Source organism: Flavobacterium sp. CFBP9031 (assembly GCF_034044945.1).
Classification (GTDB): domain Bacteria; phylum Bacteroidota; class Bacteroidia; order Flavobacteriales; family Flavobacteriaceae; genus Flavobacterium.
In genome coordinates this window covers 68,623-87,148 of the sequence record NZ_JAXCWF010000001.1, presented here as the reverse complement: position 1 = coordinate 87,148, position 18,526 = coordinate 68,623, and the positions used below count along the sequence as shown (strand labels likewise).

The following is an 18,526-nucleotide window of genomic DNA, read 5'->3' as shown; positions in this document are numbered from 1 at the left end:
CTTAATTAGTTTTTACAAATTTTAGTGCATTATCTCTAAAGCTCTCGTTCTTGTTTAATAAATTTTTAAACTCTGTAACATTATCAAATTTAAAATTACCGAACTCAAAAAGTTGTTTTATCTTATCTTTTCCTATTCCGCCTTGACTAACAGGTTTAAACATGCTGTCAGAATTATTTAATAAAAAATCTTTCATACTAGCTTTTATCTCATCCAAAGATAATTTTGATTTATTAAAAACATATTGCAATTGCTCGAGATTATCAACCATCGAAATATAATTTAAAAACTGCGGTTTACTTATTTTAGAAGGGTTTTTATAACTCTTATACTCTAAATATTTTAATTCATTACCTGTGCCGTTTAATTCCACATCAAACTTACATTTTAAACACGGTAAATCATCTGCGTCGAATTCCAAGTCAAACGCTTTTATTTTTTCTCTTGGAATTCCTCTTTTTTCTAAATCTTTCATCATATGCCATAAACCATCTTGCATTGAAGGATTTGGATTATTTAAAGCATCTCGTAAACTTTTATTAAATCCCTGTACCCCCTCATATTTGTTTGCAATAACTTTAAGCATTCGCATGTGTTCTTGAAGAGAAAATTTGTTCCAACCCCATCCAGAATCTTTATGTGCAGTAATAAATTTCTCCATAATATCATCCATTTCGCTTCCTAATATTTTCCTCATTGAAGCGTCATTTATAATTTCAGATATCGATTCTATAGTTGCTCTACTTCTTAGCAACTTACTGTCTCTTCCTGCTTTTTTCAGTAAATACCATTCTTTACTAAAATCTTTTCCTTCTCTAATTAAATCTTGTAAATCTGCACTTTGAGTTATATCGTTAAGAAAATCTTTTAATTTAGCAAGATCATCTTTAAAAGGAGCCTTTTCAAGTATGTTTGTTAATTTGTTAGTATTGTCAAGCGAATTACCTATTTTATCTAAAACATTATTTATTTCGTCTTCTGTTAAACCTAACTTTTTTAAACGAGCTAAAAGGGTTTCGCTTGCTTCTTCAATAAGTTCACCAACACTTTTTCTTAGTTTTTCTTCGCTTTCATTTAATAGTACTTTCGTTTTTTCTCCATTTACAACTATTTCGGCAATTACGTTCCCATCCATATCTGCTGGAGTCACAATTGTTAACTGACCATCTAATTCTGCCTTTTTAAGAAGTTCTCTAGCCTTGTTGACTGCATTATCAACATTCTCAGTTAAATCGATAATAATAGGAAAAACGACACAATAAGGCACTCCTCCTTTTACTATTTTGAATCCAGGTTTAATAAAAGCCTTAGTAACAGTATAACTAAATTTAATAACGGTACCAGTAGTTTTAACCGTTACATTAATAAATTTCCCAGCACCTTTCATTATTAGATTTATTACATCTAAAGACTCCATTACCTGAGATATTTGAGCAATTTTGCCCGCTTTGGTAAATGAAGCCGCAATAGTTATAATGTTTGCCACGTCATAACCAACAGTTTCAGCAATTTGGCACGATTGTCCCGTATGTGATTTTTTTATTAACGACCAAATGCAAACCTCATCCTTTGTGGTTGATGTACAAAAAATGCCAAGTTTTTTTAATCCTTCCCACATTTCTCCTGCGCGCTCACCTCCGTCTATAATATTAGTAACAATAGCCGCCATTTCTGCAAGACCTTTTACTTGATCCACAAAACCATTCCATATACCACATTTAAATGCAAAGTAAATGTGATTCATACTTACTTCTTTTGAATTTGAGATACTGATATTCCATTCTGCTAGGACTTGATCATTAATTAATAGTGACCAAGCAAAAGGATCAACTAAGCTTACATAAAACAAAACAGGATTATAATCTTTTGTTGTAATTTCAGGATTAAAGAAACGTTCTGGTATTTTAGCTTTTGTAACAATACTTGCTACACCATCTAAAATTGCTGTTAGAGGGTTAAAATAGGTGTAAGTACCATCAAATTTTGGAATTACTTCACTTAGAAGAGCCAAAAATTTATTTACATCTTTATTCCCACTGCCACTAACACTATTTCCTAAAATAGTTTTTACTGTAGCTTTTCCAGATGAATCAAAATCAACCCAAACTGCTATTTGCGAACCTGATAATTTTGCTAAGTAATCTGTTACTTCTTTTTTCTTCGTTGGAAGAGTTTGTGCGTCTGTAATAAATATTTTTGCAACTAAACCTGATGTATCACTAATATTCTGTATTTGAGCAAAAACTTTTAATTTTTCTTTCGCAGAAATAACTCCTGAATAATCATACAAATGAGACTCTGAAGCATTAACTTCTACAAGATCTTCTCTATAACCTTTATTTGCAGCTTTTCCTAAACCAGCTAAATAATCTTTATAACTTATGTCTGCAATGTTATCATTATTTTCTTCCCCAGGTTTAGTAGAACAGCCTGTTGATGATATTGTTTCAACTAGACCATTATTACCTTCATATGATAACTTAGTAATATTACCAATAAAGGAGTTTGTTGTACTTATCTGTTGAGCAATAAGTTGCATTTCCTGCTTTAAAATACGGTACTCTTTTTTCTGATTATCAATAGAAAGCATATTGATAATGTACACAGCATATTTTCCTGCAGAATTATATTTAAAATTTGAATCTGAATATGAAATTAAATTTCCAGTCTTCTTATCCTTATCCCACCCTTCAGCAGTCGCTTTAAAATAACCTTTGAAAGACGTTTCAGTGACTCCCTTATTTGGATTTAAAGTACTATGCCAATAAACACCGTCTGGCGTTTTAAATGAAAATAGTGCTCCATTATTTATACTTTGCGGCTGATCGCAAGTAAAGATAATCTCAGTTCCTTTTGAAAGCTTTATTAATTTGTTTGCAGGAGTTAAGAAGTAACCATCTTCTTTAAGTACAAATTCCTTATCCACTTTTTCCCCACTACTCTGACTCTGAAATGCATATAATTTAAATGCAGGATCATTAATCTGTTTCCAATCCAAATGGTTCAAAAGAGTACTTGTGGTACTATAATCCATTAAGAAACTAGTACTGCCTTCGGCTGTTTTATACTGTTCAAAAGGATGTTCTAGCTTAAAGATTCCATGCCCTAACTCATGAGCTGCAGTAGCAAGATTTTCTTTGCCATTATTAGCTTTCGCGAATACATATCCAAATTGTCCATTCAAACGCATATATCCATCTTGTTTCGTGCTAGAAATCTTGTTTGTAATAAACAAAACATAACCGTCACGAGAACCTTGATATGATGCATTTATCTTTAGCTGTTCTGCACTGTAAGTAGAAGTAATAGTATTTTTATCGGTTTGAATTACATTGCCTGAAACTATCTTATCTATACTTAAAACCGCCTCCTTCTTAAAGTTAATTTTAACGCCAATTTTACTATAAATCCTCTGTGTTTCAGCAATAATTACATTTAACTTATCAGCAGAGACATCATCAGTGGGAACCAAGGCCACATTAACATCTTTTGGCGAAATATGCACTAGCATAAATGCACCAATAACTTGCCATTTCTCACCTTGTTTTACGATTGCTAATATTTGTTCTTCGGCATACGTTAGACTTCCTTTTACAGTAAGAACAAATATTTTGTCATTCCTTGTAAAGTCAATTTTTGCTCCATTCTGGGTTTTAAAAACTATACTATCCAGATTTATTTTGGCATCTGTAAGGGTTACCGTAGCCAACATTGTATCAGAATCACCATTTAAAACTGCTTTATAAGGCAATACGTTATCGCCTGCTTTGGCATACAATTTCTTTAAAGCTGCAGATGCACCTTCTGGCATTACATCAAAAGCATACTTGCTTCCGTTTCCAGAAAAAGCAATCGAAATACCTTTGGCTGTAAATGCTGTAGCTTGACCGCTTTTATCTACACCATCTGTATTTTCTGGTGATGGTTTTCCTCCTTTGGCAACTGGCACGCCTTCATTACTTCCGTTTCCTCCACTATCTACATTGTACACTTTTGGCGGAATAGCTTTTCCGTTAGCATCTAATCCTCCACTGTCTGTAATTACAGTGTCTTTTCCTCCAGGAATAGTTATCTGCTCGCCGTCAACGCCATTCACAACAATATCACCATTAGCATTAATGACAATATCTTTAATTATAAAAGGAACTTTTTCTTCAATTTGTCCGCCTTTGCCCTCTCCTGTGAAATCTTCAATATCGGTAACATTTTTCCAATCTGGGTTATAGCTCGTTTCTACAACACCACTGATCAATTGATAGTCGGTATTGATTACAATATCTTTAAACTCTACTGCAATTTTAGTATCGGCTAAATAAGGAACAATGATATACCCGAGTCCAGAATATGGGCTGTTTTCTCCTCTTAGTTCTAAAATAGTTACAGGAAAGTCACCAGCTCTAAATGTCTCGCTTTGAATTAAATTGGTTAGCGGTTTTTGATTCTGAATATTGATTTGCGGAACGATACCACAATTGTATGCAGGCACACCATTACTTTCTGTTGGTGTGGTAAAAGTGCTTATGTTAGAATAAGTAAAGGACTGAACTCCGTCTTCGGCTGGATCACAGCTCGATCCCACTCTAAATTCATAGGTTACTCCTGGCTCTAAATTGGTAATTAAACTTTGTCTATTTAGACTATTTGAAGAGAACCATTGTGCATTACGAACGCCTTGTTTTTTGTATTGTACCTGATAGCGTGTATGCTCTGGCACTCCTTCCCAAGTTATTTTTACACTTTTTGAACTTTGGGACTCGCTTAATAAAAACGTTGGCGCAGTACATGAAGCCGTATATTTAAAAGAATATATTTCGCTATATCCGTCATTTTTAAAAACAGCATTTTCTGAAAGTCCCGTTGTCGAAATCGCTCGTACTCTCCATGCGTAACGCAAACCTGGAGTAAGTATTGGCATACTCAAATTGTATAAAACAGCCGTGCTAAATAAAGTTTCTTCGTATAAAGTTGGCGACATTTGAAACCCAATTTGAGGATCTAATGTTGGATCTAAAAGCTGTTTTAGCTCAAATTTATACGAAACATTTGTTGCGTTGATCTGACGCGGTGTCCAAGTAAATAAAATATTAGGAAACTCTGTCGAAGCAATTTGTTCGTTTTTTTGCGGTGTATTTAATAACGGTGGATCATTTAATATCAGGTATAAACTAGCACAGCTTTTTTGAGATATTTTTTGATTCGTTACAAAATCGTACATCTCAAAACAAAAATTGTACATTCCTTCTGGCAGCGGATTCGCATATTGCGTTGCAGAGATTCCTTGCAGGTTTTCTAACCTAAAAAGCGATGCAATATCGACATTGGTTAAGGTTTGCAGTTCCCCTCCATTTATATAAATCGGCCTTTGTTCCTGCGCATAATCAGAGGTTTGAATATTTAATCCGTTACCTTGTATGTACAGTTTTAAGCGTACTCTTCTTTGCGAGATAGAGATATCGGTTGGATTAATCAACAATTGCATCTTCGTATCCATGCTTGTAGCATAATCGGATATTTTGACGCTATACGGACTATTAAAAACTGGTGTCAATTGAACTGGATATAATTGTGCATATCCAACTGCATTAAAAAACAGAAATAGAACAAAGAAATATAGGTTGTTGAAAAGGTTCTTCATTTTTTAATTGATGATAATTTTTTTAACCAATGTTTGCTGTCCCGTCTCCAATACGACAATATATACTCCAGATTGTAGTGAAGTATTAAAATCTACTTCGTACTTTTTCTTTCCTGAGTCTTGTTTTTGAATCATCGTATTTTGTCCAGAAGAGGAGAACAGTCTTAAATTTATCGCACTGTTGTTTTCTAAATTTACAATTGCTTTAAAATTACCATTGTTCGGATTTGGGGTTACAATAAAATCTATAATAAATTGAGATGCCGTTTCGGTATTTGGCAATGTGCCGCGTTGTTCTACCATAATGTTCTTGGTATAAACTGCGTAACATTCTCCTTGTGTCTGCTTTAAGCCTATTGAATACACTCCAATTGCATCAAACTTTAAGGTGATGTATTTTTCTTTTTGCTCAACAACTTTTACTCCATTTGGAACAACCCAATCTGTGCTTTCGCCAAAAGGACTGCTGGTATTAACCAAAATTACTTCCTCGTCTAAATACGCTTGAGAACTCAATAAAAATTCTGCGCTAATGGCCATTTGGCTCGTTTTTATCACAATTTCATCTTCGCCAATACAACCTAAAGCCGTAGTAGCTTTTACATGATATGTTCCTGCTTTTGATACATTGATTTTTGCTTCATTTGAAGTGAATCCGTTTGTAGAAGTCCAACTGTATTTTGCTTGTGGATCTTTAATTGAAGCATCTAAATCTAGACTTTGGTCAATACATAAAGTTCGATCTGGACCAACGTTGACAATAACTGGCTCAGGATCTTTTAAAACAAATCGCTTTTTATAAACGCAACACTCTGGACAAGTTATAGTAACTTCATAATTTCCAGCCCTAAGATTATTTAAATCTTTGGTAACGGCTCCTGTATTCCATAAATACGTATAAGGCAAATTACCTCCTGTAACATTAAGTTCTATAGATCCGTCGTTTCCTTTATAGCAAATAGGATTTTTAACCGTTTCTGTTGATAGTATTCCGTTAGGATCTCCCACAAAAATACTTCCTTGAACTACGCATCCTTTTGCATCTGTCGCTATTACAAAATAATTGTTTGTCGTAATGTTTTCTATTCTAGAAGTTGTTTCTCCGTTTGTCCATTCGTATGTATAAGGCGGCGTTCCACCTGTTACATGCACTTCTGCCCAACCGTCATCTCCAGTTGTACAGCCCACATCAAACTTTGTAAAGGTTAATTTCAACTGATCCGGCTGTGGAATATACTTTTCGGCATCAATTTCTTTGACTAAAACATTATTCACATAAGTACCCAATTTTATTCCGTTGGCATCTTCAATGTTTAGTGCATAAGTTCCTTCAGAAAGATATTCAGCTGTATCTCCTGTGTTATTCCAGATAGCCCAAGAACCGTTGGCTTGTTTTTTCTTCCAAGTGTAGTAATAAGGTAATCCATTATTTTTTTCTGCTGGAAGCTGAATACCTCCTTTCACATTCGCTTTTAAAATTCCATCTTGCGATTCATCTCTTTGATTATCTAGCGGATTAGCATCAATCTCGTTTCCAAATTCGTTGCTTACATTACAAGAAATAGTACGAATCACTTCAAACGTAACTTCAAGCGGATCTGGATCGTCTAACTCTGTAACAGAATTAGCCACAGTACAACTTGTTTTATTTGTCGCCGCATTGTAATTAGCGTCACGTACCGTTAAAGTATAAGTTTCTTCAGGAAGTCCTGTTAATGATATTGTATAAATGTTATTGCTAAAACTCGTGCTTGTGTTCGTTTGTGTTGTTCCTTTACTATTTTTCCATTCAAACCAATAGGTATTGTCTGCTGCGATAGTTCCGCCTGTAACCTCAACTACAATTTTTCCGTTTGTTGCTTTATAGAAACTCGGATTTACAACCTCAGTATATTTAATGGCAAGCGGAGCTTTTGGCTGATCGATAAAAACTTCAGCATAAGCTGTACAGCCTTTTTTGTCTGTTGCAATTACCCAATAATTTCCTGTTTTTAAAACGGTATTTTTATCCGATTTAACTTCATTAGACCATTCGTAAGTGTAATCTCCGCTTCCTCCTTCTGCAGTTGCAGTTGCCCATCCGTCATTACCTCCATTACAAAAAACATCTCCTTTTTCAATTTTTACAGACAATACTGGAGGCTGATCCATAAATTGTGTAACATCTATCGCCTCTGCAAGCTCATTGTTAACATAAGTTCCTAAAACAATTCCGTTTCTGTCTTTTACATTAAGCGCATAAGTTCCATAAGAAAGATTTGAAGCTGTTTCTCCTTTTATATTCGTTAAGTCAATCCAAGAACCATCGTCTTTTTGTTTTTTCCAATAAAAATAATACGGTAATCCACTATTTTCATCTAATGCAAGCGGAATTCCACCTGTAACATAAGCCTTTAAAATCCCATCTTGAGATTCATCTCTCTGATTATCTTTTGGAGTTGTATCGGTATTGTCTCCAAACTCATTTTTGGCATTACAAGAAATAGTCTGAACAATTTTGAAAACCACTTTTATAGGATCTGGTTCTGTTAATTGAACTTCAGATTCTGCAACCGTACAATTCACTGTCTGACCAGTCGCTTCGTTGTAATTTTTATCTGTTACAGTCAAATAATAAAAATCTGCTGGCACGTTATTCAAGGTAATAGTATAAATTCCATCTATTACTTCTGTAGTTGGATTTTGCACTAATCCAGCCGAATTTTTCCACTCATAATTATATAGTCTGCCTTCATTTAGCAAAGGGTCAAATTCTGTTCCTCCCTTTATTTCTGCTACAATTTTACCGTTTGAACCACCTGAAAAAGTAGGAGGTTTTAATGTCTCATAATTAATACTTACAGCAAAATCAGGCTCATCTATATCTATCTCTAATGTGGTAAAACATCCATTTGCATCAGTAACATCAACAGTATATGTTCCTTTAATTAAATTTGATATTTTATTTTCATCAACAGTTCCTTCCCCAGTATTATACCATTTATAAGTATAAACACCAGTTCCTCCTATTGCGGTTACAGTTGCCCATCCGTTATTGCCTTTATGACACGAAACATCTCCCCAAGTATAGAATAACTCTATTTTATCAGGTTCGGAAATTTTTTGAGTAGCTGGTTTTGCTTCTAAGAGTTTTTCTGTATCGTAAGTTCCCTGTACTATTCCATTAGCATCTTCAACGTTAAAAGAGTACATACCTTGAGAAAGATTTTCGGCAAGGAGTTTTTTATAGTCTGCCAATTCATCCCATTCTTTTGTATCCTCGTTATATTTTGACCAGAAGATTTTATAAGGTTGACCACCATTATTTCCTCCTTCAAATGGCACACCGCCTTTTACTGTTGCTTTTAATATTCCGTCTGAAGATTTGCCTTCGCCCCCAATCGGGTTTAAGCTTTCTGAATTACAAGAAATCTGTTGTTCTACTGTAATTTCAATTTCAATTGGATCAGGATCGATTAACTCAACTTCTAAGTTTGGATCTATTTGTTTATCTATCAAACATTTTCTTTCGTCTGTTACAGATAATTTATAAGTATCGGCAGGAACGTTCTTTAGTGAAATGGTAAAAACATTATTCGCAAATTGAGTAGATGACTTACTTGCATCGATGGTTTCGTTTTTACTATTTGTCCAAATAAAAGCGTACGAATTACCTTTTATTGGTGTTCCTCCAGAAATTGAAGCTGTTATTGTACCATTTTCAGCTTTATGAAAAGTAGGATTCGATTTTGAAACTTTACCTTCTACAACAAGCGGTCCGTCAGGCTGGGTAATTTCTTCTGATAATTCTTTTTCCTTGTTTTCTGGCGTTAGCGCTATACAACCAAGTATGTCAGATGCATCTTTTATTTTTCGAACTTTAACATAATGATAGCCTAAAGTTAGATCTTCAATAGAAGCTGTAGCTCCATCTTGAAAATCTTTCCAATTTGCCCCATGATCGGTAGAATATTGGAAAATGCCGCTTTTTGCTCCTCCAGTGGCCGTTACAGTTATTGCACCGTCTGAACCTCCATGACAATTAATATCATTTTTTTTCTTAATCGAAAAATCTACAGGATCGGGCGCACCTATATTAAATATATAAGGGTTACTATCTATATATATAGAACTCGTAGTAGCATCATTAATATATCCTGCAAAAGTTAGACTATACTTCCCTTTTTCAAAATTACATGGTGCTATAAAATTACTTCCATTAAATGAGTTCTTATCTGCTTGTCCTGAACAAATTACGTCTGTCCACTTATTTAAAATTTCATCAAAGCGTTTAATACTAAAAATCAATTTTTCGGTATTAAATAGAGGTCTGTTAAATTTTACGTTCACTTTAGCATCATTAGAACCAAAACATGTCATTTCTTGTTCTTGATAAGATTCAATTAAAGGAGCCGACTGACGAACAATATAAGTAACCACATTAGAAACAGAAGTACATCCTAATTGTCTTATATAAATCTTTTTACCATGATATTCTCCCGCTGCATCACCTAAAATATCTTTTGCACTAGCAGTAAAACTTGACTTTGTTGCAAATTGTGGCATGTTGACCCAACCATATGGACTGGTATAATCAAATGAATACTGCCAATTATATTCTGAACTGTCAAACCCTGTATTAGAACTTACCGTAACTTTTGTGTCGGTTGGCAAATCATTTTTACTCCCAGGATCAACAACTACAAGCACAGGACGAATCTGTATGTTAAATGAAGATGTACCAAGTCCATCCCCGTCACTGCCTACATTTCTATATTCTTTAAATTGAAAATCATCACTATAGCAAAGAAATCTATCTCTTCTCGTAAGTCTCCCCATATTATAAGGCCTATTTCCGTTACAAGACTGCCTATCATATCTTGAAGCAGAAAAGTACAAAGATTGCAGAACTTTATTCGCTTTGAATGTAGTTCTCACATTAGTATAGTAATCAGTCTTTCTATTATCAGAATAAGTAATGTCTAAGGCTTTATAATTATCTGCAGGAGTGCTAAATTCTAAGGTAACAAATGCAGTCCCGCAATTATGGTGTTCATCATTATAAACTGAGCCATTAAAAATAACTTCGTACGAACCCAATTCCGCAGTCTGACCTTGAGCATATCCCAATCCGCAAACCAATAAGATGACAAATAAGTAAAATTTCTTCATAGGCTTAATAAATAACTGTTAAGGTCTCTGGTTTTGCTGGACTATCATTTTCTAAACTTGGCACCAGATGATATTCGTATTCTTTATTAATGTTCAAATTTTTATCTTCTAAAGTAAAAACAGTTCCGTTTAATTCTTTCCATAAAGTTGGCGGAAGCCCTTTTTCATTTTTATAAATACTTAGGCCTAAAACCTTGCCTTTATTCTTTGCGTAATCCCACGAAAGAACTATTTTTCTATTTTCTCTATCTGCTGTTCCTTGCGAAAATGTAATCACTTTTACTGGCGTAAAATTTAACACACTAACCGTTATGACTGAATGATCTAACGAAGACCAAAGATTACTTTTATCCTTAGCCAGAATAGCATATTGATAAATCTTTTTGTTTTCTATTCGATCATCTGTAAATTCCTGAATAGTATCGTTTATTTGTTTTATTTCCACCCATTTTTCTTGTCCCTTTTCTCTTCTTCTTAAACTATGACTTACAACATCTTCGCTATAGCTTCGTATCCACTTTAAGTGTACTTTACCATCTTTATTGTCATAATCTTTAAAAATAGGTGCGGCCGGCGGAATTTTGTCGGGTTTATCCAATACCAGGATATCAGAAGGATCAGAGATATTATAACGCATATCTTCAGCAGCAATTCTATAATAGACTTTGCTATTGGTCATTTTTAAACTCACACTGTCTTTATACTCTGTCCCAATATAAGATTGATGATAAATATCTACAAACTCCTCTCCTTCAGTATTGGCTCTTAGTATTCGATATCCGCGAAGATCTTTTTCTGTATTAGGTTTCCATTTCAGCCTAACCGTTCCAAGACTATCAATCACTCCTTCTAGGCCGATTGGTTTGGCTGGCGGTATAGAATCGACTGGCTGCACCAGCATACTTTGAGAAGTTAATCTCTGATTGTTTTTTCCAACAACCGAAATGGTAAAATAATTGGATGGATAGAGTTCTTCTTTATACTTGAGTTTTCTTTCAGATGGCGGAATAATTTTAGAAACAACCTTATACGGTCCTCTATCGTTATTTGCCAAATTAATTTCAAAACCTTGAATAAATCCTTCCGATTCTTTCGGATAATCCCATTCCAGATTGACTTCATTAGAATTTATAATTGCATAATCTACCAATCTTGCTGGAGTAACTACGGCGTCAACACCCGATGCAGTTATAGGTTTTGTAACTTCTCCTTTTTCTCCAAACGAAGTAATACCGTATAATCTATAATGATAAACTTTGTCGTTTACACTTAGTGTATCAACAAAGTACATGTTTTTGGACGGATTTTCGTCTTTATCATTTAAGTTAACAAGTCCAGTATTTGATATTGGTTTATAATTGATTCCGTCTGAAGATTTTTCTACCATAAACGAGGTATAAATTCTTTTGAAGGTTTCATAATCCCAAGAAAGCAGTACTTTTCTATCATCTGGAACAGCAATAAAATCTGTTGGTGCAGGAAGAATAGAATAGTCTTTTAGACCAATCATGTAAGAAGCTTCTTTTACCTGCGGACTTTCAAAAACCTTTACTTGGTAAGCGTATACTTCATTCTTCTTTACATCTGTATCTACATAACCCCAGCCCGCTTTTACAGCTCCTTCAAAGCTCATATCTGCAGCATACAAAGCAAAAGTATATCGCTGATCTAGTTCGTCGGCCATATTAACAATTTTTGCCAAATCACCTTCTTTTGCGCCTGTTACTTCAAAACTTTCGCCATAAATAGATTGCGCTATAATAGCTGCGTTATTGTCTTTCTGTACAAAATCAATCCAAGAATCTAATGGTTCGGGAGTTAATGGTTTAGAAGTAAGAAGTGTTTTTTCGGGTTTAGGCAAAACATTACCGTCGCGTAGAATTGTAGTTCTAGTAATTGTGAATCCTTTTTTATTGGCTTTCTGCCATTCGACCGGAGAATTGATAGCCCAGCGAACTAAAATTTTATCCTTTTGTGCTCTGGCTTTAACCATAACAGCAGCACTTTTAGTCTGTGAATAGGATACCGATATAAACAATAAAAAGAAAAAAATAAACTTATTTGGGGACATAAGATGTAATTATTTCCATGTTAAAAAAGCAAAAGTAATCTTTTTAATTATGATTTAATTACGGTTTCCCGTACTGCAGTGCAGCAACACATAAATACAAAAACATAACAATCTGACAAACAGAATAATACATTAAAATTCAATGCTTTTTTCTTATGCATTAAAATCAAAAAATATCATTTTCAATACTTTTCTATAACATTACTTGCTGATATTGATAAAAACAAAGTCCTAAAATTCATTTAGTTTGTCTTTCTATATTCTCATTTTAATCAAACTGACAATATCCTTTTCGATATTTTTCAATCCTAATACTTTTGTTGTATTTTTGATAAAACACTAAATAACAATACCTTACATTTCATTGAAAATTTAAAAGCAAAATGCTATAATTGACCCAAAATATATTATTGTGGAACATAAGCTTTTTAATATAGTTTCTTTAAACTTTACAATTGGCAGAAAAGCGCTTTTCGTTCTACTTTTTTGCGGGCTAAATATATACTCACAGTATAATAAATCTGGATATACTGATATAGCCAGACAAAGACTATTAGTTCACATTACTTCAGATTATCTTCATACCATCAGTCAAGGACAAATTGATAAAGATAGTGCGGTAAGAGCTTCATGCCGACTTTATAATTTGAGCATCTTACTTCCTTACAATGAAAGCTATAATAATGGCAAAACAACTCCTGCAATTAAACTTCTCGAGCATGATAAAGTAACTCAAGCCAAAAATGTGCTCCCCAACTTAAAAGATGAAAATCGGTTTTTACTGCTGCTTGAACTAAGCAATTATTTCATTTTTAAAACTGGAAAACAAAAAGCAGATCTTGACCAAGCCGAAAAATATCTGGAAGAAGTTTTACGGCAGAAAAACTGGGATAAATGGAAAATTGGCGCCATGATGCTAAAAGCCAATCTTCTTAATCAAAGAGGCAATTCAGACGAAAGTCAAAAATTATATTTAGAAATTGAAAAACGCTGCAAACAATCTGGAAATAATCTGGATTTAGCCAGAGCATTTTTAGAAGCTGGAAAAACACTACAATATGGCAACCCGCAAAGATTGGTTTATTTTCAAAAAGCACTTTCTATATTTCAAAATCTAAAAAAAAAGGAAAAGGAAATAGAAACCTTATCGCAGATAAACATCGAATATTTTATTGCCAGACGTTTTGATGACTCGCAGAAACTGATTTATAAAATAGTACAGCTTCAAAAAGAAATAAAATACCATCACAATCAATATGCTTTTGATGTACTCTCCTATTTATCGTATCGAAAAGGAGATTTGGTCAAGGCTTTGTATTACTCCAATAAAAGCATTGAAAGTATTCAATCTAAAGAAGATTCTATATTTAAAGGTTTATTTTTCTTAAGAAGAGGACAATTATATCAACATTCAAAAAAGAATCAAGAGGCATTGTTCTGGTATTCTAAAGCTTTAGAAAATAAAACCAAAGAAACCCAACTTTACTGGTATAAAGCATTTTTATCTAAAGCTTGGGTTCTAAATGAGTTGCACCGAAACAACGAAGCTTTAGCTCTGCTGAAAAAAACAGCAAACGAATTTCCTCCTGTTACCGATTTTGAAAAGATGCACTTTGCCTTTATACTAGGGCAAACCTATGTTAGTTTAAAAAAAATGGACTTAGCAGAAAAAAACTATTCTGTTTTTCAAAACATAGCCCAAAATTATCCCCTCCAATATGTTCATGATGAATTTCCTGCTGCCTTTTTTCAAATCGCTTCTTTTTACCAAAATATAGGTAAAAACGATAAAGCGAGACAACTGCTTAAAAATGGCATTTCGCATACTTTTGAAATAGGAGTTGCAGAAAAAAGCCAGTATTACTACAATCTTTTTAAAATTGATTCTACCGAAAAAAAATACAATGACGCTATTAAAAATCTGCTTTTAAGTCAAAAGTATAAAGACTCTGCTTTCAATAAAGAACAGCAAAAAAAGTTTGCAGAACTATTGGTAAAATATGAAGCAGATAAGAAAGACAAAAACATTAAACTGCTGCATACTCAAAATCAGCTGCAGCTCATTAAGTCTCGCGAAACAGAAAGAGAAAAGAACATTCTTCTTATAGGCTCGCTGCTATTAATTGTCATTGTGTTTCTTTTACTATACAGCTATAGTATTAAACAAAAAAACAACCGCAAACTTGAAGCCAACCAACGTGAATTGGACCAAAAAAATAGTTTTCTGGAAAGCTTAAACCACGAACAGCAAAAACTCTTGAAAGAAAAAGAATGGCTTATTAAAGAGGTGCATCATCGAGTAAAAAATAATTTGCAAATGGTGACAAGCCTTCTTAACTCACAATCGGCCTATCTTAAAGACAGCGATGCTAAAATGGCGGTTAAGGACAGTCTTCGTCGAATGCAGGCCGTGTCAATGATTCATCAGAAATTGTATCATGATGATAATATTTCGACTATTGCTATGCCTCAATATATAGATGAATTGGTTCATTATTTACATGAAAGTTTTGACAATGAAAATCAGATTGTTTTCAAGAAGAATATCGAAGCAATTAATCTTCATGTTTCACAAGCAATTCCGCTCGGGTTAATCATTACTGAAAGTGTTGTAAACGCCATAAAATATGCCTTCTTAGAAAAGCAAAACGGAATAATAGAAATCAGTCTGTTTCATGAAGACAAAGAGAATATTGTTCTTAAAATAACAGATAATGGAATAGGTCTACCTGATTTCACCAACAAAACCGATACTAATTCTCTGGGACTTAATCTCATAAAAGGCCTTTCAAAACAATTAAAAGGCAGTTTTAGCATCGAAAATAATAACGGCGTACATATAATAATTAAATTTATATATCTAAATAATTGATTTACAATGAACAACAAGGTTTTAATTGTAGAAAATGAATTTATAGTCGCAAATGACCTGCAGCTAATATTAAAACAAGCCGGCTATATGGTGACTGGAATTGCTGTTTCGGCTGAAGAGGCATACGAACATATTGCAAAAAATAAACCTGATCTTGTATTATTGGATATTTATTTGGAAGGCAAACAATCTGGAATTGATATAGCAAAAAAATTAAAAGCCGAAAACATTGCTTTTGTTTATCTTTCTGCCAACTCCAATCAAACCATACTTGAAGAAGCAAAACGAACAGATCCTTACGGTTTTCTTGTAAAACCATTTCGAGAAAAAGATTTACTGATTACTTTAGAAATTGCTACATACAGACATAAAAACAGCATAGAATCTCGCTCCAGACAAGAAAAACTTTTACAAGAAAAGCTAAATACAATAAGCCAGCAGACGCTTCAATATGAAGATTATCTAAGTGAAACTGCACGATTATTACAAGCTTTTATCCCTTACGACCTTATTGTTTTCGAAGTAAAAAACTCCAATCAAAAAAAATGCACTGCTTATTTACGGATAGGTTTTGACGAATATCAATTCATAAGTGAAAGACAATTAGAAAACATCACGAATTCAAAAAGTAGTTCAGCTTTTACCGAAATCAATTATCTGGAAAATGAACCCGTTATTTATGAAACGGATCATTTTAATCCAAAATTATCTTTCATAAAAAATCATTTTAGAGCAGAATCTTTTCTTGTATTTCCCTTTCCATTAAATGACCAATTGAGCGTTCAACTTATATGCTGCAGCAAAAAGAAAAAAATCTACTCGCAATATCATATTTACTTACTGACAAGTGCAAAAAAGCACTTCAAAGAGCTTATGAATCAAGTTACAAATCGACAGAAGGTGTCGAAAGAGAACACGAAAGATAATTTTGAACAAACCGTTTCTAATCATTTTAGTGGTATTATCGGGAAACATCCTCTTTTGCTGGATACTCTTGATCTTATTGCGCAAGTTGCTCCTTACAGCACATCGGTTCTTATACTTGGAGAAAGCGGAACAGGAAAAGAAAAAGCGGCTCAGTCCATTCATAATCTATCCATGCGAAAAGAGGGGCCTTTTATAAAAGTGAATTGTGCTGCCATATCTCCAACTTTAATAGAATCTGAATTATTTGGTTATGAAAAAGGGGCTTTTACAGGTGCAGTAGAAAGCAGAAAAGGAAAATTTGAACTGGCCGATGGCGGAACGATTTTTCTGGATGAAATTGGTGAATTATCAAATGAAATGCAGATTCGATTATTGCGCGTTTTACAGGAAAAAGAAATCGATTCTGTGGGAGGAAATACAGCTAGAAAAGTCGATATACGAATTGTAGCCGCAACAAACCGAAATCTCGAAAAAGAAGTGGCTATGGGCAATTTTAGAATGGATCTTTACTATCGCCTAAATGTATTCCCTATTACAATGCCAGCCTTACGCGAGCGCAAAACTGATATTCCAGAATTAGCTAATTATTTTGCGGAGAAATTCTTCCGAGAATTCAATAAAAATTTTAATGGCATCAGTCCAAAAATGATGCAGCAAATGAATAACTATGATTGGCCAGGAAATATTCGCGAACTAGAAAATTTTATCGAGAGGTCAGTTATATTAAATAACGGAAAATCTGAATTAGATCTCAATCTGAATTCTTCTTCTCCAAATTCAGAATCACTTATTAAAGAAGACACTCAGACTTTGGAAGATGTAAAAAATGTACAGCAGCAAATAGAACGTGATTACATCATTTCTATTTTAAAAAAAGTAAAAGGCAGAATACGCGGAACAGCTGGCGCGGCTTCAATGCTTAATATTAAACCTACAACACTAGAATCAAAAATAAGTAAACTATCCATTAAAAAAGAAGATTACTCAAACTAGAGATTACTACGATTTTATCGCAACTAATTTATGTTTCTCCGAAATCTTCGTAGAAATGTAAAACTTTGATTTTCTAATATTTAAACAATAAAATTAAACAAGACAGTAACAGCAGTAGTTAAGATTTCATTTCAGTTCATTTTTCTGTTTCATAAAATTATTGGCATGCTCTTGGTCATTCTCATAGCATATTGATATCTAAATACTTATTCACCAAAATATTGTATTGTCTATGGATCAGCTACGAAATCATATCGAAGAAATTACCCCCATAAGCGATGAAGAGTTTGCTTACATCAAAACTTTTTTTACCAAAAAGAAAATAAAAAAACACCAGTATTTAATTCAAAGTGGAGACAAAGTACAATGTGAATATTGGATTATAAAAGGTACTCTTAGAGCATTTTATATTAATAAAGATGGCAAAGAACATATTCTTCAGTTTGCCATAAAAAATTGGTGGATATCAGATTACAACGCCTATTTCAATCAAACGGAATCTACCATAAACATTGTCTGTATGGAAGATGCAGAAATATTATGCCTAACCCTTTACGCAAGAGAAAAACTGGCTTCTGAACTTCATAAAATGGAGCATTTTTTTAGAATGAAATTAACTCTGCTTTACTCTTCGCAGCAAAAAAGGATTATTTCTCTATTATCAGACAATCCAAAAGAGCGTTATGAAAAGTTCGCCAGTTACTATCCAAACATTTTGCAGAAAATACCAAAAAAATACATCGCAGAATATCTCGGCGTCTGTCGGGAAACACTGAGCAGACTTTATCTTAATAATTAATAAACAATCTTAAGAAACATAACGCAAGGTTTCAACCTTGGTGACGCAACAGATAACCGCCTTTCTTTGTGTACCCAA

General features: G+C 33.6%; 6 protein-coding genes. 3 read left to right on the top strand and 3 right to left on the bottom strand.

Features of this window, described 5'->3' with window-relative positions; translation table 11 throughout:
• Position 1 precedes the first annotated feature (1 nt).
• The 3 genes from SOM12_RS00320 to SOM12_RS00310 are packed head-to-tail and all read right to left on the bottom strand — an operon-like array spanning position 2 to position 12,779.
• The gene (locus SOM12_RS00320) at positions 2-5,635 is read right to left on the bottom strand and encodes a fibronectin type III domain-containing protein (protein ID WP_320491981.1); all 5,634 of its coding nucleotides are present in this window, start codon (positions 5,633-5,635) and stop codon (positions 2-4) included.
• Positions 5,636-5,638: 3 nt separating this feature from the next.
• Positions 5,639-10,786, bottom strand: a complete 5,148-nt coding sequence (locus tag SOM12_RS00315) for a T9SS type A sorting domain-containing protein (RefSeq protein ID WP_320491980.1) — start codon at positions 10,784-10,786, stop codon at positions 5,639-5,641.
• 4 nt (positions 10,787-10,790) lie between these two features.
• Entirely contained in the window at positions 10,791-12,779 is a 1,989-nt protein-coding gene (locus SOM12_RS00310; RefSeq protein WP_320491979.1) for a fibronectin type III, read from the bottom strand.
• 490 nt (positions 12,780-13,269) lie between these two features.
• Here SOM12_RS00310 and SOM12_RS00305 point away from each other — a divergent pair, with 490 nt between their 5' ends.
• The 3 genes from SOM12_RS00305 to SOM12_RS00295 all read left to right on the top strand — a co-directional run bounded on the left by SOM12_RS00305 (position 13,270) and on the right by SOM12_RS00295 (position 18,448).
• Positions 13,270-15,729 carry a sensor histidine kinase gene (locus SOM12_RS00305; protein ID WP_320491977.1) on the top strand — a complete coding sequence of 820 codons (2,460 nt, stop codon included), beginning with the start codon at positions 13,270-13,272 and terminating at the stop codon, positions 15,727-15,729.
• Between the two features lie 6 nt (positions 15,730-15,735).
• Positions 15,736-17,649, top strand: a complete 1,914-nt coding sequence (locus SOM12_RS00300) for a sigma 54-interacting response regulator (RefSeq protein ID WP_320491976.1) — start codon at positions 15,736-15,738, stop codon at positions 17,647-17,649.
• A gap of 232 nt (positions 17,650-17,881) precedes the next feature.
• Positions 17,882-18,448: a Crp/Fnr family transcriptional regulator gene (locus tag SOM12_RS00295; RefSeq protein ID WP_320491975.1), complete on the top strand. Its 567-nt coding sequence runs from the start codon at positions 17,882-17,884 to the stop codon at positions 18,446-18,448.
• Positions 18,449-18,526 lie beyond the last annotated feature (78 nt).

Bases quoted from the DNA above. Each gene is read 5' to 3' on its own strand.
- SOM12_RS00320 (WP_320491981.1), bottom strand. From the start codon at position 5,635: ATGAAGAACCTTTTCAACAACCTATATTTCTTTGTTCTATTTCTGTTT.
- SOM12_RS00315 (WP_320491980.1), bottom strand. From the start codon at position 10,786: ATGAAGAAATTTTACTTATTTGTCATCTTATTGGTTTGCGGATTGGGA.
- SOM12_RS00310 (WP_320491979.1), bottom strand. From the start codon at position 12,779: ATGGTTAAAGCCAGAGCACAAAAGGATAAAATTTTAGTTCGCTGGGCT.
- SOM12_RS00300 (WP_320491976.1), top strand. From the start codon at position 15,736: ATGAACAACAAGGTTTTAATTGTAGAAAATGAATTTATAGTCGCAAAT.
- SOM12_RS00295 (WP_320491975.1), top strand. From the start codon at position 17,882: ATGGATCAGCTACGAAATCATATCGAAGAAATTACCCCCATAAGCGAT.